The organism is Bradyrhizobium sp. IC3123 (assembly GCF_020193625.1).
GTDB lineage: Bacteria > Pseudomonadota > Alphaproteobacteria > Rhizobiales > Xanthobacteraceae > Bradyrhizobium > Bradyrhizobium yuanmingense.
The window spans coordinates 1-23,893 of sequence record NZ_JADYVF010000013.1 but is presented as its reverse complement, the minus strand read 5'-3'; the positions used below and the strand labels follow the sequence as shown (position 1 = coordinate 23,893).

At 60.4% G+C, this 23,893-nt stretch carries 20 protein-coding genes and 4 pseudogenes; 7 read left to right on the top strand and 17 right to left on the bottom strand.

Translation table 11 applies throughout. The annotated features are described in order from the left end of the window. Nucleotides 1-18: 18 nt before the first annotated feature. From I6F20_RS30570 to I6F20_RS30505, 14 genes and pseudogenes are all read right to left on the bottom strand, one after another. Nucleotides 19-1,023: a glycosyltransferase family 2 protein gene (locus I6F20_RS30570; protein WP_109143065.1), complete on the bottom strand. Its 1,005-nt coding sequence runs from the start codon at nucleotides 1,021-1,023 to the stop codon at nucleotides 19-21. Further along, entirely contained in the window at nucleotides 1,016-2,281 is a 1,266-nt protein-coding gene (locus I6F20_RS30565; protein WP_109143064.1) for a class I SAM-dependent methyltransferase, read from the bottom strand. Before I6F20_RS30565 ends, I6F20_RS30570 begins: the two co-directional genes overlap by 8 nt. Before the next feature lie 5 nt (nucleotides 2,282-2,286). Continuing rightward, nucleotides 2,287-3,060 carry a glucose-1-phosphate cytidylyltransferase gene (gene rfbF / locus I6F20_RS30560; RefSeq protein ID WP_109143063.1) on the bottom strand — a complete coding sequence of 258 codons (774 nt, stop codon included), beginning with the start codon at nucleotides 3,058-3,060 and terminating at the stop codon, nucleotides 2,287-2,289. An 11-nt stretch (nucleotides 3,061-3,071) separates the two neighbouring features. Further along, nucleotides 3,072-4,160, bottom strand: coding sequence for a glycosyltransferase family 2 protein (locus I6F20_RS30555; protein WP_109143062.1), 1,089 nt, complete (start codon nucleotides 4,158-4,160; stop codon nucleotides 3,072-3,074). Between the two features lie 6 nt (nucleotides 4,161-4,166). Continuing rightward, nucleotides 4,167-5,117: a glycosyltransferase family 2 protein gene (locus I6F20_RS30550; RefSeq protein ID WP_225129270.1), complete on the bottom strand. Its 951-nt coding sequence runs from the start codon at nucleotides 5,115-5,117 to the stop codon at nucleotides 4,167-4,169. A 16-nt stretch (nucleotides 5,118-5,133) separates the two neighbouring features. Further along, nucleotides 5,134-5,883 carry a cephalosporin hydroxylase family protein gene (locus I6F20_RS30545; RefSeq protein WP_109143060.1) on the bottom strand — a complete coding sequence of 250 codons (750 nt, stop codon included), beginning with the start codon at nucleotides 5,881-5,883 and terminating at the stop codon, nucleotides 5,134-5,136. Further along, nucleotides 5,880-6,623 carry a formyltransferase family protein gene (locus I6F20_RS30540; protein WP_109143059.1) on the bottom strand — a complete coding sequence of 248 codons (744 nt, stop codon included), beginning with the start codon at nucleotides 6,621-6,623 and terminating at the stop codon, nucleotides 5,880-5,882. The genes I6F20_RS30545 and I6F20_RS30540 overlap by 4 nt, the downstream gene beginning before the upstream one ends. A 7-nt stretch (nucleotides 6,624-6,630) precedes the next feature. Beyond that, the gene (locus I6F20_RS30535; RefSeq protein ID WP_109143058.1) at nucleotides 6,631-7,773 is read right to left on the bottom strand and encodes a DegT/DnrJ/EryC1/StrS family aminotransferase; all 1,143 of its coding nucleotides are present in this window, start codon (nucleotides 7,771-7,773) and stop codon (nucleotides 6,631-6,633) included. 5 nt (nucleotides 7,774-7,778) lie between these two features. Further along, nucleotides 7,779-8,324: a dTDP-4-dehydrorhamnose 3,5-epimerase gene (rfbC, locus tag I6F20_RS30530; RefSeq protein ID WP_109143057.1), complete on the bottom strand. Its 546-nt coding sequence runs from the start codon at nucleotides 8,322-8,324 to the stop codon at nucleotides 7,779-7,781. 21 nt (nucleotides 8,325-8,345) lie between these two features. After that, nucleotides 8,346-9,692 (bottom strand): ABC transporter ATP-binding protein, encoded by a 1,347-nt coding sequence (locus tag I6F20_RS30525; protein ID WP_192893137.1) that lies wholly within the window; start codon nucleotides 9,690-9,692, stop codon nucleotides 8,346-8,348. Nucleotides 9,693-9,697: 5 nt separating this feature from the next. Beyond that, a complete protein-coding gene (locus tag I6F20_RS30520) occupies nucleotides 9,698-10,561 on the bottom strand; it encodes an ABC transporter permease (protein ID WP_109143055.1) in 864 nt (287 codons plus the stop codon). Between the two features lie 293 nt (nucleotides 10,562-10,854). Next, nucleotides 10,855-10,968 (bottom strand): annotated as a pseudogene (locus I6F20_RS30515) (NAD-dependent epimerase/dehydratase family protein); the annotation flags it as partial. Nucleotides 10,969-11,086: 118 nt separating this feature from the next. Then, complete coding sequence (gene nusG / locus I6F20_RS30510) at nucleotides 11,087-11,602, bottom strand: transcription termination/antitermination protein NusG (RefSeq protein WP_225129268.1); 516 nt, start codon at nucleotides 11,600-11,602, stop codon at nucleotides 11,087-11,089. Next, complete coding sequence (locus tag I6F20_RS30505; protein WP_225129267.1) at nucleotides 11,599-12,312, bottom strand: winged helix-turn-helix transcriptional regulator; 714 nt, start codon at nucleotides 12,310-12,312, stop codon at nucleotides 11,599-11,601. The genes nusG and I6F20_RS30505 overlap by 4 nt, the downstream gene beginning before the upstream one ends. A gap of 431 nt (nucleotides 12,313-12,743) precedes the next feature. Between I6F20_RS30505 and I6F20_RS30500 the strand changes: the two genes are divergently transcribed. From I6F20_RS30500 to I6F20_RS30475, 6 genes are all read left to right on the top strand, one after another. Then, nucleotides 12,744-13,100, top strand: a complete 357-nt coding sequence (locus I6F20_RS30500) for a hypothetical protein (RefSeq protein ID WP_146207701.1) — start codon at nucleotides 12,744-12,746, stop codon at nucleotides 13,098-13,100. A 188-nt stretch (nucleotides 13,101-13,288) separates the two neighbouring features. Next, nucleotides 13,289-14,236, top strand: coding sequence for a hypothetical protein (locus I6F20_RS30495; RefSeq protein WP_225129265.1), 948 nt, complete (start codon nucleotides 13,289-13,291; stop codon nucleotides 14,234-14,236). Next, a complete protein-coding gene (locus tag I6F20_RS30490; RefSeq protein WP_225129264.1) occupies nucleotides 14,184-15,155 on the top strand; it encodes a hypothetical protein in 972 nt (323 codons plus the stop codon). Before I6F20_RS30495 ends, I6F20_RS30490 begins: the two co-directional genes overlap by 53 nt. A gap of 155 nt (nucleotides 15,156-15,310) precedes the next feature. After that, nucleotides 15,311-16,396 carry a GDP-mannose 4,6-dehydratase gene (gene gmd, locus I6F20_RS30485; RefSeq protein WP_109143048.1) on the top strand — a complete coding sequence of 362 codons (1,086 nt, stop codon included), beginning with the start codon at nucleotides 15,311-15,313 and terminating at the stop codon, nucleotides 16,394-16,396. Then, on the top strand, nucleotides 16,377-17,333 hold the full coding sequence (fcl, locus tag I6F20_RS30480; protein ID WP_109143047.1) for a GDP-L-fucose synthase: 957 nt from the start codon (nucleotides 16,377-16,379) through the stop codon (nucleotides 17,331-17,333). The genes gmd and fcl overlap by 20 nt, the downstream gene beginning before the upstream one ends. 17 nt (nucleotides 17,334-17,350) lie before the next feature. Then, nucleotides 17,351-18,535, top strand: coding sequence for a glycosyltransferase family 4 protein (locus I6F20_RS30475; protein WP_109143046.1), 1,185 nt, complete (start codon nucleotides 17,351-17,353; stop codon nucleotides 18,533-18,535). 220 nt (nucleotides 18,536-18,755) lie between these two features. On the opposite strand, the pseudogene I6F20_RS30470 reads toward I6F20_RS30475, so the two are convergent. Together I6F20_RS30470 and I6F20_RS30465 are read right to left on the bottom strand one after the other, a co-directional pair. Continuing rightward, a pseudogene (locus I6F20_RS30470) lies at nucleotides 18,756-19,135 on the bottom strand (transposase); the annotation flags it as partial. A gap of 575 nt (nucleotides 19,136-19,710) precedes the next feature. Next, nucleotides 19,711-21,615: a polysaccharide biosynthesis protein gene (locus tag I6F20_RS30465; protein ID WP_109143045.1), complete on the bottom strand. Its 1,905-nt coding sequence runs from the start codon at nucleotides 21,613-21,615 to the stop codon at nucleotides 19,711-19,713. Between the two features lie 286 nt (nucleotides 21,616-21,901). Here I6F20_RS30465 and I6F20_RS30460 point away from each other — a divergent pair. Beyond that, a pseudogene (locus tag I6F20_RS30460) lies at nucleotides 21,902-22,813 on the top strand (UDP-glucuronic acid decarboxylase family protein). 540 nt (nucleotides 22,814-23,353) lie between these two features. Here I6F20_RS30460 and I6F20_RS30455 read toward each other — a convergent pair. Beyond that, nucleotides 23,354-23,893: pseudogene (locus I6F20_RS30455) on the bottom strand (hypothetical protein); the annotation flags it as partial.

Sequence of the window (23,893 nt, the reverse complement as noted above, 5' to 3'; positions counted from 1 at the left end):
GCTCGAACGCAAGCAACCTCAAATCGAAAGGCCAAACCGACGCAACGCCGTTCTCACGCTGCGCGCGACGGTCTGCGCACCCTTGAGCCTATAGCGACGAATGGCGAAGTGATGTCGCAGGTTCCGGCACCAGAACGCGACGGGATCGCTATTCGGATCAAAGCTGCGATCGCCGAAGATTGATTTTCCAGCCATGACAATTGCAGCACACATGGCTTCGATATCGGCGTCTCGTGACATCTTGTCTGGCTGGCCATGAGCCAGACACGCAATGTCGCGATGAACGGGCTGAGGCTCCGGCACGCCGGTCGACGCAGCCGCAAGGTTTTCAGCCGATATCAGGATCAACTTCTCCATGAAAGGGTTGACGCCGTCGCGCGACATGCTGGTCGGCACCTCGCGATAGATCGTCAAGCGCTCCGGAAGGTTAGCGACACGAAACTGTCGGGCGATGCGGGACCAGAGCTCGTAATCCTCGGGCGGCTGGCGCGAGCGGTCGGTGGTGTAGGCGCCAACCTGGTCGAGCGCCGTCTTGCGCATCATAACCGAGGAATGGACGAAGTAATTGTTGAACAGCAGCGCAAAGCGCAGGTCCCCGTCTTCGGTGGGGTGGTCGTGAAACCGGCCGGTCGGATTGTTGCCGACCCAGACCTCGGCCCTGGTTCCGACCAGCGCGTGATCGGGATTGGCATCGAGGAACGCCACCTGCTGCGCAATGCGGGTCGGCAGCGCCCAGTCATCGTGATCCTGCCGCGCGATGTAGCGTCCCCGTGCGAGCGAAATGCCGCGATTGAGAGCCGCAGCGAGGCCCTGGTCCTCCTGATGATACACGCGAACCCTGGGATCAGCGATCTGGTCGAGGAACTCGCGCGTGCCGTCGGTCGAGCCGTTGTTGATCGCGATCAGTTCGAAATCGGTAAACGACTGCGTGAGGATCGTTTCAAGCGCCTTGGGCAAATCAACGCCGCCGTTCCGCACCGACAGCACGACGCTGACGGTGGGGGCGCGATCCTGTTCAGTCATTGTCTGAATTCCCACGGCTGTCCAGAATGACGGGCTCAGGCACCGGAATGATGAACTGGCCTGTCCAATCGGGAATCTGGCTGATCTGCTGCACGATCTCCTGCCGCAAGTTCCAGGGCAAGATGAGAACATAGTCGGGTCGCCTGCGCGCGATCTCATCCGGGGCGAGGACTGGAATCCTGGTGCCCGGCAGCAGCAAGCCCTGCTTGTGCACGTTGCGATCCGCCGTGAACGAGATGAAGTCGCGGCCGATTCCGCAGTAATTGAGCAGCGTATTGCCTTTTGCAGGCGCGCCGTAGGCGGCGACCGATTTCCCGGCCTCTATGAGCTCGATCAGAAGGCGCAGCAGCGATCGTTTCAATTGCCGGACCCGATGCCCGAAAGTCTCGTAGGTCGCGAGCCGGTCCAGGCCGGCTTGGGCCTCCTCGCGCCTGAGCTGCTTGACGCTATCAAGAACGTCGGTGCGGTCGTCATGCGCAACATGGAGTCGGAGCGAGCCGCCATGAGTCGAAAGGCGTTCGACATCGATCACCCGCAAACCGTGGCGAGCGAACAGCGGCTCCAGGGCCAGCAACGACAAATAGGAATAATGCTCGTGATAGATGGTATCGAATTCGACATTGCGGATCATTTCCAAAACATGCGGAAATTCGAAGGTCGCAACGCCCCGCTCGCCGAGCAGTATCTTGAAGCCGGCAACGAAATCGTTGATGTCGGGCACATGCGCGAGCACATTGTTGGCAATGATCAGATTGGCAGTGCCGCCCTGCTCGCGCAGCCGCGTTGCCGCCTTTGACCCGAAGAAGGCGACCTCGGTCGGTACACGCCGCAGCTCCCAGGCTGCCTTGGCGCAGTTGGCCGCCGGGTCGACCCCGAGGCAGGGGATGCCGCGCTGAACGAAATATTGCAGCAAATAGCCGTCGTTGCTGCCGACCTCCACGACCCGCGAGCGGGCACCGAGACCAAGCCGCGCCGCGGCCTTTTCCGCAAACATCCTCGCATGGGCGAGCCAGCTATCCGAGAAGGACGAGAAATAGACGTAGTCCGCATGGAAGTGCGTCTCCGGCGTCTCGAAATCCTCCAGCTGCACCAGCCAGCAATGGTCGCAGACAAAGCTCTTGAGCGGATAGAACCGCTCGCTGAGCGAGGCATGTTCGGCACGGACAAACGCATTCGAAATCGGCGTCATGCCGAGATCGACCAGCACGGCCGTGAGCGGCGCGCCGCAGGACCGGCACATCGGAGAGCCAATGGCCATCGCGCCTAGCCCCAATGCCGCCAGGGTGCGCGACCGGACTGCCAGAGTTCCTCGAGCATCATCTTGTCGCGCAGCGTGTCCATCGGCTGCCAGAAACCGTAGTGCCGATAGGCGGCGAGTTGCGCATCGCGGGCGAGCGCCTCCAGCGGCGTCGATTCCCAGGAGGTCTTGTCACCGTCGATCCGGTCGATCACCGCCGGGTTGAGCACGAAAAAGCCTCCGTTGATATAGGCGTTGTCGCCGGGCGGCTTCTCGACGAAGGATTTTACCGACGTGTCATCGATTTCCAGCGCGCCATACCGGCCCGGCGGTCGCACCGCCGTCACGGTTGCCTGTTTGCCGTGGCTGCGGTGAAACTTGATGCTGGCGGCAATATCGATATCGGACAGGCCATCGCCGTAAGTGAAGCAGAACGGCTCCTGCGGATCGAGATAATTGCGCACCCGCTTGAGCCGGCCGCCCGTCAGCGTGGTCTCGCCCGTATCCACCAGGGTGATCCGCCAAGGCTCGACGCTGCTCTGATGGTAGGTGACACTGTTCTTCTTGGCATCGATGGTGACATCGGAATGATGCAGCACGAAATTCATGAAGTATTCCTTGATCATGTACCCCTTATAGCCGAGGCAGATCACAAAATCCGTGATCCCATGATACGCATAGAGCTTCATGATGTGCCAGAGGATCGGACGGCCGCCGATTTCGATCATGGGCTTCGGCCGCACCAATGATTCCTCGGATATGCGCGTACCCATGCCGCCTGCGAGTATGACTGCTTTCATTTCATTACTCCCTACCTGCCGCCCCCTAATCCAGGGATTCGTGCTCTAATACGTGCGAGATTCCGCGTGAGAAGTCGGGAGGCTCGCGCAAGTTTTCGCGCGAACAGCGCGCCGGTTCTGGCGGCATTCCGCGCGATAAAACCGGAAGCGTGCGCCTTCCACGTCTGGATCTCTTGCGATTTTGTCGTCTTCCACTTCTCGAAATCGTTCATCCGTTCATCGAGGTCGCGCTTGAACTCCGAATGTTCGTAGTCCCATGCGGCTCTGCCGGATGCGACATAGTCGTACGGGGATCTCACGGCCAGTACGGCCACCGTCAGCGGCCAATAGTAGCTGCCCTCCGCTGCCCGGCGATAGTTCTCGAAATAGGTCGATCGCTCATCGCGTGGATAGATCTGCGAGCGCGGGCTGACCACTGAATCGACGATGTCCGTAGGGACGCGCTTCTGCAGCACAAGTTCATCGTCGACGACCAGGTTGGAGCGACACAAATAGGCATAGACCAGGTTCATGTCGTTCCCCCAAGTCGACGGACGATCACGAAACAGATCGATCACCCGCGCCAGTTCCTGCCGCCGGAAGATGGAATAGATCAGGTTGGCCTTGCCCATGATTTCGGGCTCCCAGAGAAATCGCGCCAGATCGAGGAATTTGAACGCGCTCGACTGGAAACGTTTGAAGCTCGGATAGGCCCTGACGACGTCGCCGTTCATGTTGATGTTGACGACCTGGCAAAACCAGGCCGAGGCACGCGGATTCCGATCAAGCGCGGCGACACCTCTTTCCAGGAAGTCGGTCGGCCACAAATCGTCATCGGCCGCCCAGAGAAACAAAGGCGCTCGCGCCTGGTCATAGACGAACCAGAAATTACTCTCGGCGCCCCGGTTGACCGGCTGACGTACGTACCGGAAGCGCGGATCCTCGCTGGCGTAGCGCTCGCATACTTGCCTCACCTCGGGGTTGGTGGAGGCGTTGTCGGAAATGATGAGTTCGAAATCGGCGAATGTCTGCCGCTGAAAGATATCGAGCACCAGCGCGAGAAGTTCGGGGCGATTGTAGGTCGGCAGACCAACCGAAACACGGGGTACGCGGTCGCTCATCTAGGATCAATTCTGTGCTACTGGCTTCGCTGCGGTGGGCCGCGGTGCTTCCGGGCCGACAGGCTTCCACCGCAATGCGAGGAGACATTCATGCTTGAAGAGACAATATGCGGCGAAGGTGCGTAGCCGTCCGGCCGTCCGGGAATCGAGCCCGAGGGCGTCAATTGCCGCGAAATTCTCATGCATGACCATCTTGTGATACTGGTGCAGCGACCGACAATCCGTAAGATAATTCCGCCAGCCCCGCCAATAGGGCAGCCGACCGCCGACCTGCTCCCATTGCGCCTGCTCGCAAACGGTTCGCGGCGCCGACTTGTAGAGGCCAATTTCCGGAATAACCCGGATATTTCCCCACGATGCCAGCAGGATCTGCATCGGGATCTCGTTGAGCGTCCGGCCAATCCACTCGGTAACCGGCTTCCCATCGTGGAACAGAGCTTCCCGCCTGAAGACGCCGTAGACCAGATTGCCGTAGACGTGACGGAGCAGATGTTTCACCCGGTCGACTGGCGAGCGTGAGGAATAGCTGTTGAACGGCGAGCCCTCGAAAAAGAACGGAAACAAGATCTTCCCGTCGACTTCGTATTGGGCTTCCATCTGGCACACCGCGAGCCCGGGATCTGCCACGAGCCGTTGGACGCAGCGCTCGACAAAGAACGGCTCCCAGCGATCATCATCCGCGGCCCACATGAAGAACTCGCCGCGCGCCCTGAGCACCAGGGACGAAAAATTGCGCATGGCTCCGATATTTTCCGGATGCCGTTGGTAGCTGACCCGCGCATCGTTTGCGGCGAACTCGTCGGCGACGTCTCGAACAGCCGAGCCTGGAGACGCGTTGTCAGAAACGACGATTTCGATGTGACGATAGGTCTGCGCGCAAAGGTTGCCAAGCGTCCGCCGCAACCCCTCCGGTCGGTCGAACGTCGGTATTCCGATGGTGACGAGCGGCTCAGTCATTTGGCTACCCGAACCCTTACTTGAGACGCTTGAGGTAACCGTCCGGGGCCACCGTGACCAACAGCTTGTGCTGGATGCTCTTGTCGATCTCGAATTCCGGGTGCCGCTCGAGGAACTCGCATACGGCAGTCTTGGCATTGTTGCCCCGGCTCCAGGGTCGATCTGTGAAAGCGTCAGCGGGCATATCCTCGATCACGGTGTCGAACACGATGCAATAGCTCCCGACGGTCGCCAGATGGGCGAAGGCGTCCAGCTCCGCGAGGACGTGATCGTGGGTATGGTTGCTGTCCAGCATGACGAGAACGCTGCGTTTGCCGGCAGCCTTGGCCCTGACCGCGGCAACCACCTCCGGAGCGACACTGGACCCCTCGATCATGGAGATCCGCCGGGCCATCGGATGCGCTTCGACCGCGGCGCGGTTGTGGGCGCGGATGTCGATATCGATTCCCAGCACTTCGGCATCCTTCGCGCCGCCGGAAATCGCGTTCAATTCCAGCATTGAAGCGGAGAAGATCAGCGATCCTCCGTGCGCGATGCCGGTCTCGATGATGAGGTCAGGCTTCACCGACCAGATGATCTCCTGAACAGCGAGTATATCCTGAGGATATTGGATTATTGGACGGCCCATCCACTCGAAATGGTAGGAGTATTTCGCGCGATTGGCGCGATCCATCCAGGCGCGCGTGGCAAGAGCGAGTTCGCCATCATCGCCCATCTGCGCGATCTCGGTCGCGCATTCGCGCTTGAATTTCTCATACTCACTCATCGCGGCTTCCTCTTGATCTCAACGCGAACCTCATACACGTCATCGCCATCCGAGAACGAACAGGCGGGATAGCCTGAAAAGGTGCGTGCACGCAGCAAATTCAGCAGATCGCGCGCCAAATACGTCCTCTCGATGTCGATCGCACTGGCCGGCTCGAGTTCGGAGGCGCGGTGAAAGGTCCCGGCTCCGGGATGCTGCGGCCGGGTCTCGAAGTCGAGGCTCCGAAGTCTCGGATACGCCTCTTGAAACAGCTTTAGCATGGCCTCCCTCGCCCGTTGGTAGAGCGATTCGCCGGTATCCTCCCAGTCATAGGGAAGCTCGGCCTGGGCGACGATATCGCCGGTATCGACCCCTTCGTCGACCATATGCAGGGTCACCCCAAAGGGCACCCGATCGACAATCGACCAGAAATTGTAGTGTTTGCCGCGGCCGTAGGGCAGCAGACTCGGATGGGTGTTGACGAACCCGCGGCGAGGAAGGCCGAGCAGTGGCGGCCGGATGATCTTCGGCCACCACGCCAGAATGCCGAGGTCGAAAGAAAGGCGCTCGCTCGCGGCGAAATCCGAGATCTGGCTGGACGACTGAAAGACGAGCGACGGCACACCCGCGCAACCCGCCATCGCGGCGATCTCATTGTCGGCCGTACTCACCACCAGGCCGAGATCGTCCGGATAATTTCCAAGCAGCCAGCGAGCGACTTCGAAGCCGATGTGACCGTCCGCAAACAGGAGAAGCTTCATTGCAGTGTCAATTGTCCGACAGAAATCGGCGCACGACGGCGATCACGCGATCTTGCTCTTCCTGCGTCATATCGTGATAGCTGGGCAGATTGATCGCGCGTTCGGGAATCGACCACGCCAGCCGGTTGCCCGGCACGGCCTCGAACATCGACAATCCCGATAGCGGATAGAAAAAAACCCGGGCATCGATATTGTCGGCTGCGAACGCGGCCGCGAGCTTTTCGCGCGACACGCCAGTTGCTTCGTCGAAGACAACCGTGGGCATCCAGGCACCGTTGACGATGTTGCTTGGTTCCGGGTTCATTCGCACCCCCGGCAGATCACGCAAGCGGTCGCGGTAGTAGTGGAAGATCTGCCGCTTGCGGCCGATCAGATCGGCAACTCGATCCATTTGCGCACAGCCGAGAGCCGCCTGGAGGTTAGACATCTTGTATTTGAAGCCCACCTCGTCCGGCCAGAACTGCTTGTGCTGCGTTCGCGATCGGCCGTGGTTCGAGAGCGTCAGTACGCGCTCGTAAAGGGATGGATCGTTGGTCACGAACATCCCGCCCTCGCCCGTGGTGACGGTCTTGGTTCCATGAAACGAGAAGGCCCCGAAGCGCCCCATGCTTCCGGCACGTCTGCCGAAATACTCGGAACCGATCGCCTCCGCGGCATCCTCGATCACCGGAATGCCATGCCGTTCGCCGATCGCCAACAAGCGGTCCATGTCGCACAGATTGCCGTACAGGTGAACGGCAAGGATAGCCTTAGTCCGCGGTGTGACCGCGGCCTCCACCAGATCGGGGTCGATGCACCAACTGTCGGAACGAATATCGACAAAGACGGGGGTCGCCCCGAGGTGGGTGATTGGCGCCGCCGAGGCGATCCAGTTGGTATCGGCCATGATGACCTCGTCACCCGGACCAATACCGAGCGCCGCCATTCCCATGTGCAGCGCGCCGGTGCAGCTTGACGTGGCTATTGCGTGGGACACTCCGAGATGATCCCTGAAGGCAGCCTCGAAGCGATTGATATAGTCGTAGCAGCGTGCGCCCCAGCCGTTGGCCGCGGCATCCGCCGCATAGCGCGTCTCGAGCTCCGTAATGGACGGCTTGGTATAGAGTATGCGAGACGGTGTCGACGAAGCCGTCGGAGTTCGATCTGGCATGCAATTCACCCAAGTGATGCTTCGAGAAACGATGGCGGCAGCGCGCGGTCCCGTTCCGAGATGATAAAGTCCGCGAGCGGCCAGTCGATGGCCAACGCGGGATCATCGAAGCGGAAGCCCCTTTCGGCACCAGGTACGTAAGCCGGTGTGATCTCGTAGTCGACATCGCTGGCGTCGACCAAGGCCTGGAAGCCGTGCGCGAAGCCCTTCGGAATATAGAGAATGATGCCGTTGTCGGCGGTCAGGGTTTCACCGTACCATTGACCGAAAGTCGCCGACTCCCGCCGCAAATCGACCATCACGTCGAATATCGCCCCGCGCGTGCATCGCACGAGCTTGGTCTCAAGATGCGGAGCGGCCTGGAAGTGCATGCCGCGCAGGGTTCCTGCACGTCTGTTTGAGGAGATCGATCTCTGGATGAAGTCGGTTTCAAGTCCGCGCGCACCAAAGGTCTCGGCGCAGAACCGCCGCGCGAAGCTGCCACGCTGATCGGTGATCCACTGCGGCTCGATACGATACGCACCGGCAAACTTAAGCGCGTGGAAAATCACCGGACTGCTCCGCTCCGCCGCTCACGCACGGGCGACGTCCCAAGTCATCGATGGTCTGACAGGCCCAGGGATTCCATCGAACACTCGCTCCGTAATGCTGAAGCGCAGTGCTTGCTGGAGATAGAAATGGATCCGCTGCGGATTGACCGAGGTGAGCGCTACGCCGACGACGAAGAACCCCACATTGAGAAATCCTTGCGGGATTGACATCCGGGTGGTGTAGATACCGGGCTCCAGCTCGGAATTCTGCGACGGAGAACTCACGAACACATACTGATCACCCAGGAACACGTGAAAGTTCGGCATCATCGTGTGGCCAGGCTTCAGCACTTCGAATTTCATTTCGATGCTGATCAGTTCGTTCCTGTCGATGGTTTCGAGTCCGTCGAGATCACCCACCAGCAATCGCGCGCCATGAAGTTTCGCGACATCATCGCCCGGTCTCAGCGCTTCCAGGGGGAAATTCAACGAAGACCTGGGAAACATCCCGCGACGCTCGCCGGCGGACCCGCCCTCGGAATCCTGGGCGGCTTCACCATCATTTGCCGCGGCTGCCTCGGCGACGGCCGCCGCCCGTTCCATCTGCCTCGCACGCTCGGCCGCCGCGGCCGCCGCATGGACGCTCTCGTAATACTGGTCACAGATCTCGTCCGCAGGACCGAACGCAACGATCCGGCCGGACTCCATCAGGACAGCCTTGTTGCACATCGTCCTGATGATCTTGTCCGAGTGACTTGCCAGGACCATGATGGGGCTTCGTCCGATGAACTCCTTCATTCGCGCCTCCGCGCGCTCGGCGAAGCGGAGGTCGCCGGTGCCGAAACCTTCGTCCATCAGGATCACACCGGGGTCGAGCGACGTCACTAGCGCAAAGCCCAGGCGCATTGTCATGCCCGTCGAGTAGGTGCGCACCGGGAGGCTTAGATACTCGCCGAGTTCGCAGAATTCCTCGATCTCGGGAATTTTCGCCTCAATTTCCCGCCGCGTCATCCCGATTAGCATTCCGGACGTGATGATATTCTCATAGCCGGTGTCCTCGCCGTCGAGCCCGGGCATAGCGTCAAACAGCGGCGTCACGCGTCCCTCGACCCTGACGGTGCCGGAGACCGGCGGATAGATGCCGGCCATCAGCTTGAGGAGCGTCGACTTGCCGGCTCCGTTGTGGCCGACCAAGCCGACACGATCACCGTCGCGCAGCGCGAGCGAGATGTCGCTCAGGGCTTTGACGGTGATGCGATCATTGTTCTTGCCCTCGCGCTCGATCGAACCGCCGGTGGCACGCTGGAACAGCGCCTTGCGCAGGCTCTGCTGCTGAGCCCCATAAATCGGGAAATGCGCATTCACATTTTCAAGAATGACGGTCGCCACTTTGCTCAACTCCAATAGGCGATGCGCCTGCGGAAGCGCTTGAACATGGCATATGTCAGCCACCATCCGCCGATGCACATGACGATCATGACCACATAGCTGATCGCGCCCGGCACCCTGCCGACCAGCGGCCCGCGAACCACATCGATCACGTGATAGAGAGGATTCGATTCCACAAACAGGATACGTCGCACTCCCGTCAACGTGTCGGCCGGCCAGAACAACGGCGTGATCAACATCGAAATCTGTATGGCACTGGAGACCAATTGTGGCACGTCGCGAAATCGCAGGCAGACCAGCCCAAGAAACAGCGATATCCAAACGCCGTTCAAGATGACGAGCGCAAGTCCCGGGAATACCAGCAGGAGTGTGAAACTGAGAAGTGACGGCTTCAGCGCCACGACGACCAGGAAATAGACAACGAAGTTGTGCAAGAGCACAAGAAAATTTCGCCAGACCAGCGCATAGGCGAGGATCGAGTACTGGAACCTGATGTTGCGGAACAGCGCCTGTCCGGCAATGAACATGTTGCACGATTCCATCGCAATGGATGAAACCAGCATCCAAACGACCATGCCGCTGACCAGAAACGGCAAGTACTCAAAGATGTCCTGGTGCCAGAGCGCCGCGCCGACGAAGCCGACGCTGAACGTATAGATTGCAAGCGTAATCGATGTCCAAAACGGACCAATCGTCGTCCGTCGATAACGCCTTTTCACATCGAGCCAGCCGAGCCGGCCCCACAGCTCGCGCCTGAAGAGCCCAAGCCACAAATCTTCGGCTGCACTGATCTCCAGCGAGCGCAGGCTGACGTCGGTATCTTTGATACCGCCAATCTCATCTTCAACAGGCGTCAGAACAATCGTCATACTCGGCTCCGCGTCGCGCCGTCAGGTTGTGAGGCCGAATGTTGGTCTCTCTCGCCGGCCAAACAAAAGCAGTCGATTCCGCGACACACAAGACGATGTGCGGTCGATACGCGACCGTGCGAGATGATGATTTTGGCTGTCATGGCTTTCATTGGAGGTTGAGCTTCCGCTCCCAAGCGAGCGCGTGCTTTACGATGGACTCACGGTCGTCATAGGCGGGCGCCCACGACAACACTCGCTGCAGCCGCCGACTGTCAGCGACGATGGCGGCCGGATCGCCGGCACGCCTCGTCCCGGAAGCCCGACGACAGGTTGTTGAGCACGGTCACGCGCTCGTTTCGATCGACCAATCCAAGCACGATGTGGCTGCCGATGTAGCCTGCGCCGCCCGTTACCAGAATCGTCATTCGCCGAAAATTTCCATGCTACCGCACTCCGGGTGAAACGCTCTCCACCCGGAGGCTCCCGAAAGGAGCAGACACGAAGCACGGCGCCCTCAAGACCGCGCCGCGCGAGTACTCGCACTTAGGCGGTGGCGACCAGATCCACGTCGAGGTGAACGCGGACCTTGCGGCCGAGCATATCGAGCAGAATGGCGACCCGGTCATGGTCCCCCATTCCGTCGAATAGCCCGGCATTGTCCATGAAGGCGCCTGCACGCACCCGCACCTTGTCACCACGCGCGAACGCCGGCTTGGCTTCCATGCTCACAAAGCCGCGCTCGTCCTCGCGCGCCCTCAACGCACCGAGCACGCCCCTCGGCACCGCGGCCGGCTCTTCGCCGTTGCAGACGAGATGCGACACGCCCTGGGTCGACTGGATCGCGCGCCAACGCTGCGTCGCCATGTCGATGGCCACGAACATGTAACGCGGAAACAGCGCTCTTGCGACGAAATCGACTTTGCGCGCATGGCGCCGGCGCTTCAGATAGCGCGGCAGATAGATCTCGTAGCCCTGGCGCGACAGGTTCTGCGCGGCCTTGGCCTCGCCGTTCACCTGGGTCTGCACCACATACCAGCGCGCCTCGACCGCCTCGCTCATGGTGCACCTTCCGCTTTTCCGTTTCGCTCGCGCAAGCCCAGCAGACCCGGCGCGAGCACCCGCTCCGCGCCGCACACCGCGGCGGCCGCGTCATAGAACGCGCCGGCGTGCGCGACGTCGGTGACGATGACGGCGTCGAACGCCTCCTTCACCTCGTCATAGGACCTGAAAACATTGACGCCGACAAAGCGTGCAACCTCGGTTGCGGGATCGACGACCGCCACGACCGCAACGCCCGCCTCGACCGTACAGAGGATCGCAACTTCGGCCAGGTCCGATTGGCCCGCAAGCACCACGCGGGAAAAGCCTCTCGCCTTGGCCTCGTCGAGCACGCGCGCGCAATCGCTCTTGGCCAGCCGGAAGAAGGAAAATGAGTTGGACAGATATTGAACCGTGAGGCGGGATTTCTCGGCGAAGCCCTGCGGCGTCAGGTAATAAGCGTAGCGGCGCGCGGGCGCATCACTCACCTTGACCAGCCCCTTCTTGATGCAGCGTTTGAGGTAGGCGTTGACCAAGCCGAGCGCGATGCCGAGCTCGGTGGCGATGTGGCGCTGCGAGCGCGCACCATCGCTTTCCACCGAACTCAACAGGCCAAGAACGATTCGCTCGTTCTCATGGTCTGCGTTTAGCAAGCGCTCACCTCTCAAGTCTCCAGCCGCAGCGAAGGCTATTACTGCGTTCAAGCCGTGAACGTCAAGCGGAACGTTCAAGACGTGAACACATATAATGTATTGAAATCAAATACCTTTTTTCTCCGAGATAAGATGGGGTTGGCGGGAGGATATCGGGAGCGGCGCGACCGGAGCGCATATAGCAGGGCAAGATGCCGTCGACGGCGACAAGCTTCGAGCTTCATCATTGCGTCAGCTGCCCCATGATACCATTTGCTTTGACGCCAAATGATTACGGCAACTGAAAAGCATCGGCCGTAGACGAACGGGTTGACGCGCCGCCGGCAGTTGCGATCCAAGGTCGCATCTCGATTCCACTGCGGGGCTGGTACAACGCAAAATCAAGGCTCGACGCCCGTCCTACGAAATCGCGCACAGGATTCCGTGCGCGAATCGTTTGTTGCGTGATCCTTCGTTGCATCGGTCAAAGCCAGCGCGCTGGACATGTCTGCCGGTTCTGGAAATCCGCGATGAGCTTGAGTTCCACCCTCCACGATCCGCTAGACGCTTCGGATCCGTCGGACAGCTTTTCCAGCGGATCGGCGTTTCAGTTGCTGTTGCAACAGGGGCAGTCGTCCGGCGCGCCGCCGACACCCGTCGTCCTTCCCGCCGAGACGTACGAAGCCCAGGCGGCAGTCAGCGCCTCCGGCCCTGGCGGTCCTGGCTCCGTGGTCGCCGAAACCTCCGGCGGTCTGATCATCAATCTCATTTTCGACGCGGCCGCGATGGCCGCGCCTGCGAGCTTCCGCGCCGGCATCGAGCAGGCGGCCGCGATTCTGAGCTCCGCGATCTCCGACAAGGTCACGTTGAACTTCAACATCGACTAACTGGGACAGGCGGCGGCGCGGCAGCCGGCCCGATAGCGGCCAATGGGCCACCTATTCGACGGTGAGAGCCGATCTCGTCAACAATGCCTCGCCCGGCGACACCCCATTTGAACGCGTTGCCGACAGGATCGACCATCCAGGGCCAGTCGAGCGTCGCGGTCTGGAATGCACAGCTCTAGCTCTGGGGATTGGTTGGCGCCAACGACACCACAACCGACGACGGCACCGCGACCTTCGCGACCGACATCGATCCGAATCTCCTGGTCGGGGTGGCGCTGCACGAGCTGACCCATGCGATGGGCCGCGTGCCCTATGGGCCCCAGCCGGACGTTTTCGGTCTCTACCGCTTCACGAGCCAGGGCGCCAGGCTGCTCACCGACAACATCCCCGCGAGCGCCTCCTATTTTTCCCTGGATGGCGGCAATACCAAGATCGCGGACTATGGCCAGAACTCGGATCCCAGCGACTTTCTGAACAGCGGCGTTCAGGGCGCGACTGATCCCTTCAACGAATATTACTCGTCCGGCACGCTGCAGCAGCTGACCGCAATCGACCTCAAGCAGCTGGACACGCTGGGATTCCACCTGGCCGCGCAAGAAACCGTGGTGATCCAGACCGACGGAACACAAGCCTTGTCCAGAACGGGTCAAACTACTTTCTCAATCCGGTCGGCGGCGGAACCGGCCCCGAACTCCATATGGCAGTGCGCCCGTCACCGCCAGGATGAGGGCGGGATGGGCTCACAGACGGTCAGCGGCTACGACATTGCACGGAAGAACGCCAGCAGCGGCCAGTTCAACATCTGGAGCACCGACGCCAGCGCCCACTACAGCACAAATCTCTTGAGCTTCGTTTCCGGGAGCAATCCCGCGCTGGAATCCTACGAGAGCACATTCCATCAGGATCTGAATGGCGATGGCGCGATCGGGATCCAAGTTGTCATCCTTGAAACGGACCTCACTACGAGGTTGGTCCAATCCGGAGGGAACTATTTTCTCGAGGCCGCCGGCAGCTGGACCGGTCCCGAGCTCTGGCGGCAGCGGGCCGGAGCTCTACTTTGCAGGCGCGCCGGTCACGGCCGGAATGTGGGCTGGCTGGGCGCCGATCGGCGCGGTGCAGGCGTCAGGCGGGTATGATGTGGCCTGGAAAAACACCGGTACCGGCCAGTTCAACATCTGGAGCACCGATAGCAGCGGGCACTACATCACCAACCTGCTCAGTTTCGCCAGCGCAACGAGCACCGCGCTCGAATCGTACGAAACCACGTTCCAGCAGGACTTCAATGGCGACGGAACGATCGGCATCCCGACCGTGGTCATCCAGACCGACGGATCAACCAGCTTGGTTCAAGCCGGACCGAACTATTTTCTCAATCCAGTCGGCGGCACCGGCCCAGAGCTTTATTTCAGCGGAGCGCCCGTCACTGCCGGAATGTGGGCCGGCTGGGCGCCGATCGGCGCAGTGCAGACTTTTGGCGGTTACGATGTGGCCTGGAAGAACGCCGGCACCGGCCAGTTCAACATCTGGAGCACCGACAGCACTGGACACTACATCACCAACCCGCTCAGCTTCGCGGCAGCGACGAGCACCGCGGCCGAGTCGTACGAAACCACCTTCCAGCAGGGCTTCAACGGCGACGGCACGATCGGCATGCCCGCAACGGCGCCCGCAGCTTCTGCAATGCAGACCACGTTCAATGGAGAAGCGCTGACGCTCGACGCACCCTCCACTTTTAGCGGGCAGCTCCTGGGCTTTGGCGGCGACACCACACTTGCCGGCTCCGACCAGGTTGATCTGCGTGGCTTCGACTTCAATACACTGCATTCGAGCTTCGACGGCGCTTCCGGCACCCTTTCGCTGAGCAACGGCGCGAATGCGGCGTCGCTGCAATTCCTGGGACAGTCTTTGCAGGACAGCTTCCACTTCGCCGACGACGGCATGCGGAACGTTGTCGTCGCTGCCACGCCGACCGCACAGGCGACTGTTGCGAGCCGGGACTTTTCGTTCCGTTTTCGGCCCGTCTTGCCATTAGACTTTGAAAAGCCGAGATGCTAAGGCCATGCGCCGTTGAGGCGGCTCATTGCGCTCCTCGCTTCCCGTGTCAATGAACAGGGGTTTTCGGGCCAGTGCCGGACTATGAGCGGGGGCACGGCCGACGTGATCTTGGCTGACGCCGGAGACGAGTGGCGACCGCGTTTGGTGGAGAAGAGATGCAGGCACAGGACAACAAGCGGCGCGTGGCGCTAATTACCGGCGTGACCGGTCAGGACGGCGCGTACCTCGCTGAATATCTACTCGGCCTCGGCTACGCCGTGCATGGCATCAAGCGACGCTCGTCCTCCTTCAACACCGCCCGCGTCGATCATCTCTACCAGGACCCCCATGTCGGCAACGTGCCGTTTTTGATGCACTATGGTGACATGACGGATTCGACCAACCTGATCCGCCTGGTGCAGCAGATCCGCCCGACCGAGATCTACAATCTCGCTGCGCAAAGCCACGTCGGCGTCAGCTTCGAGAGCCCCGAATACACCGCCAATGCGGACGCGATCGGCGTGCTGCGCCTGTTGGAAGCCATCCGCATCCTCAGCATGGAGAAAGAGACCCGCTTCTACCAGGCCTCGACCTCCGAGCTTTATGGCCTGGTGCAGGAGATCCCGCAGAAGGAGACCACGCCGTTCTATCCGCGCTCGCCCTACGGCGTGGCAAAGCTCTATGGCTACTGGATAACGGTGAACTACCGCGAGGCCTATGGGATGTTTGCCAGCAACGGCATCCTGTTCAACCATGAGAGCCCGATCCGCGGCGAGACCTTTGTGACCCGCAAGATCACGCGCGGGGTCGCCCGCATCGAGATGGGGCTGGAGGAGACGCTCTATCTCGGCAATCTCGAGGCCAAGCGCGACTGGGGCCATGCGCGGGACTATGTCGAGGGCATGCACGCGATCTTGCAGGCGGATAGCCCTGACGACTTCGTGCTGTCGACCGGCGAGACGCGCTCGGTGCGAGAGTTCGTGGAGCTTGCTTTTGCCGAGGTCGGCCGCAACGTTGAATGGCGCGGCGAAGGCGTCGAGGAGACCGGCGTCGAAAGTAAGACCGGCAAGACCGTGGTGCGGATCGATCCCATCTATTTCCGCCCCACCGAGGTCGATCTCCTGATCGGCGACTCCAGCAAGGCGCGGGCCAAGCTCGGCTGGAAGCCGAAGACGAGTTTTGCTCAGCTGGTGAAGGAAATGGTGGCGGGCGATCTTAGCGAGGCCCGGCTGGAGGTCGCCAATGGCAAGCACGCCGTTTGAGCTGAAGGGCAAGACGGTCTTCGTGGCCGGCCATCGCGGCATGGTCGGCAGTGCGATTGTACGCCGGCTGGTACGGGAAGAGGTCAAGCTCGTCACCGTGGACCGGCGCGAGGTCGATCTCTGCAACCAGGCCCAAGTGTTCGACTGGTTCGCGCGCGCGCGGCCCCAGGTGACCTTCCTCGCCGCAGCCAAGGTTGGTGGCATCGTTGCCAACAACACGCTGCGCGCCGAGTTCATCTACGACAATATCGCGATCGCGGCGAACGTGATCCAGGCTGCCCAGATGAACAGCTCCGAGAAGCTGATGTTCCTCGGCTCGTCCTGCATCTATCCAAAGCTCGCACCGCAGCCCTTGCGCGAAGATACCATGCTGACCGGTCCGCTGGAGCCGACTAACGAGCCTTATGCGATCGCCAAGATCGCCGGAATCAAGATGGCGGAAGCCTATCGCAGCCAGTATGGCTGTGATTTCATCAGCGTGATGCCAACCAACCTCTATGGCCCCGGCGACAATTACCATCCCGAATACAGTCACGTGGTGGCCGCGCTGATTCGTCGGTTCCATGAGGCGAAGCTGTCCGGAGCTGCAAACGTGGTGGTCTGGGGCACCGGTACGCCGCGGCGGGAGTTCCTATATGTCGACGATATGGCAGATGCCTGCGTGCACCTGATGAAAGTGCATTCGTCGAGCGACTTGGTCAATATTGGCACCGGCGAGGACATCTCGATTGCCGAATTTGCGAATGTCGTGGCGCGCACCGTCGGCTATACGGGCGCGATCAGCTACGACACCTCGCGTCCCGACGGCACGCCCCGCAAGCTGCTCGACGTTAGCCGCCTCGCCGCACTCGGCTGGCGCGCCCGTACTTCGCTGGAGGACGGCATTGCGCTGGCCTACCGCGCCTATCTCAGCGAGAACAAGCAGGCGACGGAGTGACCGACGGCCCTCATCCGATGACCTCAGGCGCGATCAATCGACCGTCGCGCCTCCTCTATGTCGTGGTCGAGGATTGGGCCTTCCTGCTCAGCCGCCTACCGATGGCGCGCGCCGCCCGCGACGCAGGTTTCGAGGTCCATGTCGCGAGCAATGTGAACGAAGGCCGGGCCGCGATCGAGGCGGAAGGCTTTGTGCTCCACCCGATTCCCTTCAAGCGCGGCGGCCTGTCGCCGCTTGCGGCCATGCGTGCGGTGCTTGCGATCCGCAAGATCGAGAACGCGATCGGTCCTGCGGTCGTGCATCACTCCGCTCTGCAATGCTGCGTGTTGGGCTCGCTTGCCGCACTCGACCGCGATTTTCCGATCGTGAATGCCATCACCGGGCTCGGCTACATCTTCACCTCGCCGGGTCTTCTAGCGCGCCTGTTGAAACAGGGCATGGTCTTGCTTTTGCCGTGGCTACTCAACCGCAGGCACAGCAACATTCTGGTGGAAAATCCTGATGACCGCGACGCACTGCTGGCACTTGGCGCGAGGCCCGAGCGGATCACGCTGATCCCGGGCTCCGGCGTCGATGCTGACAGGCTGCAGCCGCTGCCCGAGCCTGATGGCCCGATCACCATCGGCTTTGTCGGACGACTCCTGGTCGACAAGGGCATCCGCGCGCTGGTCGCGGCCCATGATCTGTTGCGGACTCAGGGGCACAATATCAATCTGATTATCAGGGGCGATCCGGATCCGGCGAATCCGGCGTCCGTGTCGCCCGACGAGGTCGAATCCTGGATCAGGCGTCCCGGCGTTGCCCGGCTCGGCTATGTCGATAATATCGCCACGCTGTGGCGCACGGCGCATATCGCAGTGCTGCCCTCGCATCGCGAGGGCCTGCCGGTCGCACTGATGGAAGCGGCGGCTTGTGGCCGGCCGCTGGTTGCCACCGATGCGGCCGGCTGCCGCGAGATCTGCATCGCCAATCAGACCGGGCTATTGGTCCCAATCGAAGATCCGCCGGCGCTCGCCAGCGCTATCCTGACGCTTGCGCAGTCGCGGGAGTTGCGCGCACGCTTTGGCGCTGCCGCGCGGAAACTGGTCGACGACAAGCTCTCGGCGCGCATCGTCGGCCGATCCATCGTCGAGCTGTACAACAAGCTCAGTAACGAAAAGCGAGCCGCGCTGTCCGCGGCCTTCTCTCCACCCGCACGTTGAAGTGCCGCGCAGCAAACAGCCATGAACGTGCTGTCGGGACGAGGTCGCCGCCATCGTCGCCCCTGCACCCAAGGCAGGGATGATCCGCAGCGCGGCCAATCCGGTCCATCCCAGCCGTCTGGCCATTCACATTCCCCTGCGACTGACCGCCACGCGGCGCGGCGAAGTCCGCGAACTAGTTACAATGCGGCTCGGCATCAACCAACGTCGAATCGAAATCGCTGGAGCGATAGCGGATCATCTTCCGATCCGCACCCACGATCGAGCAGGCCCGCCGTTCCGACAGGCTCATGACGGCCTGCAGATGCGCGACAGCAGCGCGCTTGGCGGCGGGCCCTACCATTTTTTTGAAAGGAGCTCGCGAAGTGCGGCTGCAACGAGCATCTGCTCGGCCAGAAGCTTCTTCAGCTTCCCGTTCTCCTCCTCCAGGGCCCGCAACCGCTTCGCCTCGGAAACTCCATGCCGCCGAATTTGGCCTTCCAATTGTAGATCGTCGCCTCGGAGACCCCGTGCTTGCGAGCCCAATCGGCCGTCTTCGCCCCCCTCATGCTCCTTCAGCACCGCAATAATCTGCTCTTTCGTGAACCGTGCTCGCTTCATCTGTCCGTCCTTCTTCGGGCCGGACTCTAACTCCGTCTCGAGGAAATACTTAGCGGCAGGCCAGAGGGCTGCTCCCGATGCGGCGGTGGTTCATAAGATCGCGTGCCCACGGCGCTCCTGATAGATTGGAGGACTGCGAGGGCGTTTGGTTTGGAGTGGCGCAACCAAAAAGCGAGGCCAGACAGCCTGCTAAGGCAGTTGCTCGAACCAAAGGGCTCATTCGACTCCCCCAGCTAACGACCGCTTGAGAAAAGCATGAAGTGAGTCGTGCAACAAGATTAGACTTGTCCCGTCGCCCACGCGTTCTTGCCCTTGGCCAGGCCCGTGTCTGGAGAACGATGACGCGACCGGTTCGTTGCAGCACAGATCGGATTTACGAGATTAAAGCTGGGTACGCTGCCGCTGGGGGCCGCAAGCGCTCGCTGCAGCAGCGCGTCTTCCTTGCTCAAAGCCCGACCGCGGCGAACAGAGGTCCGTCGCGATCGAAATCATGGTGGTGGTGCTTGCGCGGCCGCATAGCGCTGAGCGGGCTTTTGCGTCGCTCACAAAAAAAGAAGAAAAAGAAGATCGTCTGCCTAAGCCGCATCGTTCCGGAACTCCGGCACGGCCTCCTGCAGAATCGCTTGAATTGCCTCTCTGTCCACTTTCTCACTGGCCTCTTTCAGTGCTTTTACCCAGCTCCTCATCTTCCACATCGAAGCTTCGTTGGGCTTCGCGGCCATTACGCCGGCAACTCCGATATCGACCTTTGGCTCTTCGCTCGCGAACAGGATTTCGTTCAGCCTTTCGCCCGGCCGAATGCCGATGAAAGTAATATCGATGTCACGGCCCGGCTCGAGGCCGGAAAGTTTGATCATGCGCTCTGCTAGATCCACAATCTTCACCGGGCGGCCCATGTCGAGAACATAAACGGACACGTCTCGTTGATCTGCCCACAACGCGTGAGACGCCGCGGTCATGACCAGTTCGCAAGCTTCTCTGATCGTCATGAAATAGCGAACCATATCAGGATGCGTAACCGTGACCGGGCCGCCTGCCTCGATCTGCGCCTTGAATTTTGGAACGACGGAACCATTAGAGGCAAGGACGTTACCGAAGCGGACGGAAATCAGTCGCGTCCGGTCCGCCGTGAGGCCCGTTCCAATCTCGGAATCAAGGGCTTGGCAATACATCTCTGCGAACCGCTTAGTGAGGCCAAGCATCGAGACCGGCTCGATAGCCTTATCGGTTGAAATCATGACCATCGCATCAGCGCCGCACAAGACGGCCGCATCGGCAACGTTGATCGAGCCGAACACGTTCGTCTTCACGCCCTCGCCCCAGTCCTGCTCAAGAATGGGAACGTGTTTAAGCGCCGCAGCGTGAAACACGATTTGAGGTTTGAATTCCGCCAACAACCGAAAGATCCGGTTTCGGTCTCGCACGTCCGCGATCCTGGCTTCCAGCTTCGCAGCCGGATTAGTGACGGAGATCGTCTCCATCAAACGGTACAACGCGGGCTCAGAGTTATCGATCACGAGTAGTCTGGCCGCGCCGTGACGAAGTACACGATCACAGATTTCGGAGCCGATCGATCCCGCTCCTCCGGTGACCACCACCGCCTTTCCCTCGACCAGATCTTCGAGCCGCCGATGGTCGATGGTATGGATCGGCCGCAACAGGAGATCTTCTACGGCGACCGGCTTCAGCTTCGGCGTCTCCCCGCTCTCCAGCGAGGGTAGTTGGCTTACGACCATGCCCAGATTTCTGGCCCGCACAAGGATTGACTCAGGATGCGCATCGGGCTCAAAGCTCGACGGCCCCATCACAAGCCGCGCTATCGGTCGCTTGCGATTGGCAAAATCGCGAATGACGTTTTCGAAATCGTCCAAGCCGCCAAGCACGGGAATATTGCGAACCAGCTGCCCTCGGTCCGCTCGCGAAGGCGAAATGAGCCCTATCGGGAAAATTCCCTTGACCAAGCCGTTCTCGATCGCGCGCAAAAGGACCTCCATGTCGGCAGCCCTACCGACAATGAGCGTTGGAGGCGCATTCTGCTCGCGAACATGACGAAGAGTGCGGCTATATCTGAAATACCGATAGGCAAACCGCGATGCGCTAAGGAAGAATACTTCAAAGAACCAGTACAGAACGATAGTAATCTTTCCTAAGAAAAATGCACCAAAGACGTTCGGAGATACAAAAATGTAGTCGGCCACAACCAATGCGGCCGTGAGAACAGACGCGACGCGCAGAATGTTGAGCGCGTCAGGCAGAGATATGAACCGCCATTTCGTGGTGGTTAGATTGAAAACGTAGCAAACGACGACGCTGAACCCGACAAAGAACGGCAGCAGGCGAAGTAGCAGAGGTAATCGCTCGAATAGAAGATCGCCTTCGAAACGAAGACAGAAGCTGACAAGGACCGCCAGAGCTGTCGCAATAGCGTCATGCAGCGCAATCAGATAATTGCGATAGGTGAGACTGGAAATTGGCGTCACAGTGGAAGTCCTGCCTTGGCGCTGCCGCGAACCCGCCTAGGGGGTCTTACCGTGCGCAGCATCGCTTTTCTATCGAGAAAAAATGACGGGAAGCGCCAACGCCTCGGGACAGCGGACAATGCAGCGACCGGTCTTTGCGCAAATTGCGACCACGGTATAAGAATACCTATAACATTAAGGATTGGCTATCAGCCGCGCCGCCAATAGAAGTCGCGCTCGAGCCCTAGTCAGCCGAACCCAAGCGACTGGAGCCGATGCCCTTGAGCGTTACCACAACGGCCGAATCCTGGTGACCGGCGGGCCGGCTTAATAGGTTCCCACTCGTGTGAACGGCCGCTTGCCGAAGGGGCGGAGGTCCTCTCGGTCGACAAGCTTCACCGGCAGCCGGCGCAACATCGCTCATCTCTTGCAGAACCCGTGGTTCGAGCGGTCAGGCGCGACGTAACCTTTCCGCACTATGTCGAGGTCGACGCGACTTCAATCTCGCCTGCCCGGCCTCGCCGATCCATTACCAGCGCGATCCCGTACAAACGACTAAGACCAGCGTCCACGGCGCCATCAACATGATGGGATCTAGCCAAGCGTCTCAAGGCGCGGATCTTCCAGGCTTTTACGAGCGAAGTTTATGGAGAGCCGCTGATCCATCCGCAGACTCAAAAATATTGGGGCAACGTCAATCCGATCTCCGTTCCTGCTACGATGAAGGCGAGCGCTGCGCCGAAACCCTGTTCTTCGACTATTGGCGCCAGCATCGGTTGCCGATCAAGGTTGTTGGCCGCATCTTCAACACATACGGTCCGCGAATGCAGCCGAGCGACGGCCGCATCGTTTCGTCGTTCATCGTGCAGGCGCTCAAGGTCGATCCCATCACCATCTTCGCCGACGGTGGCCAAACCAGTCGTTTTGTTATGTCGACGATCTCGTCGAGGCGACCATTCGGGTATGTTGTCTCCTGACGGGTGCACGGGGGGCCGTCAATCTCGGCCGCAACTCGGAATTCGGCCGAGAAGGTGATCAAGTTCACCAATTCATGCTCCAAACTCATCTTCAAGCCGCTGCCGCAAGACGATCCGCGACACCGCCGGCCGGATCTTTCGACGGCAAAGCGCTGCTGGACTGGCAGCCGAAAGTCGCACTGGACGAAGGGGTGCAGAAGACGATCGCTTATTTCAAGGAAGGGGTGAACTTAGCCGAGTGACGGGCAAGTTGCCGGGGTGCCATCTTCCACGCGTCTGAAAGCGGTATCAGCAACTGCCCCAGGCCGGCGAAGCAGCATGGGGGCGGGCGATTTATTCCCTTCAACGGTAGCGGCTTGGCCAGGCGGATGGGCGTCCCTGCCCGACGCAACCGGCGCCTTCTTCCACGCCAACTGGCGCGAGACCAAGATGGGCTCGGAATCCCCTTCGTAACATTCAGTTACGACGCGTCAGTTACCGTCGTCCTTGCATTTTTCGGAATTCCTCAATTTTGATTTGTAGCGGAGTCGGCTGCCGCTTCTCTGCCTTCTTCGCCTCAAGCTCCCGCAGAAGCTTGTCCGAATAATGCGAGCGCGGTCTTGTTTTGCGCCGCAATTAGCGCCGCAAGTGCACCGGGTAAAGAGACACATCGATCAGCATCTGCGAGAGACCTTCAGATATCAAAATCTGGACCACGCCTGCATCCCTCGCCAGGCGACGCAGCTTCTCGACACTCTCGTCTGCCAGGCTCGATGCCTGCGTTTTATCCTCGCTCGCATACGTCAGGCGAGCAGATCGTGCGCCGCGAAACCTGCCAGATGATTGAAGTGGCCCGAAAGCAGATCGGCGACATTTGCGTCGATCTGCGTCACGGCTTCTAGCACGGGATTGGATGGGCCGAGCGAGGCCCTTGCACCATTGCTGTCTGCATTCAAACCTAGGAGCGCCGTAGGAACGTACTCAAAGTTGTTGGATTCGGCGAAGATAGAATGGAACACAAAGGTGTCGTCTGCGGCCATTGCAATTGATGAACTGCCAGCAGCTATCGCAACAACACCATCGCTATTTAAATCCTGATGGAACGTGGTCTCATACGATTGTAGCGCCGCGCTCCTCCCGGAAACGAAACTGAGAAGGTTAGCGACATAACTGCCATTCGAGTCGGTGCTCCAGATGTTGTATTGGCCTGTGCTCTCATTCTTCCAGGCCACATCATAGCCAGTACCGCTCTGCTCTGCCCCGATCGGCGCCCAGCCTGTCCACATATCGACCGCGACCGGCGCGCCCGAAAACGTGAGCCTGGGCCCTACTCCGCCCGCCAC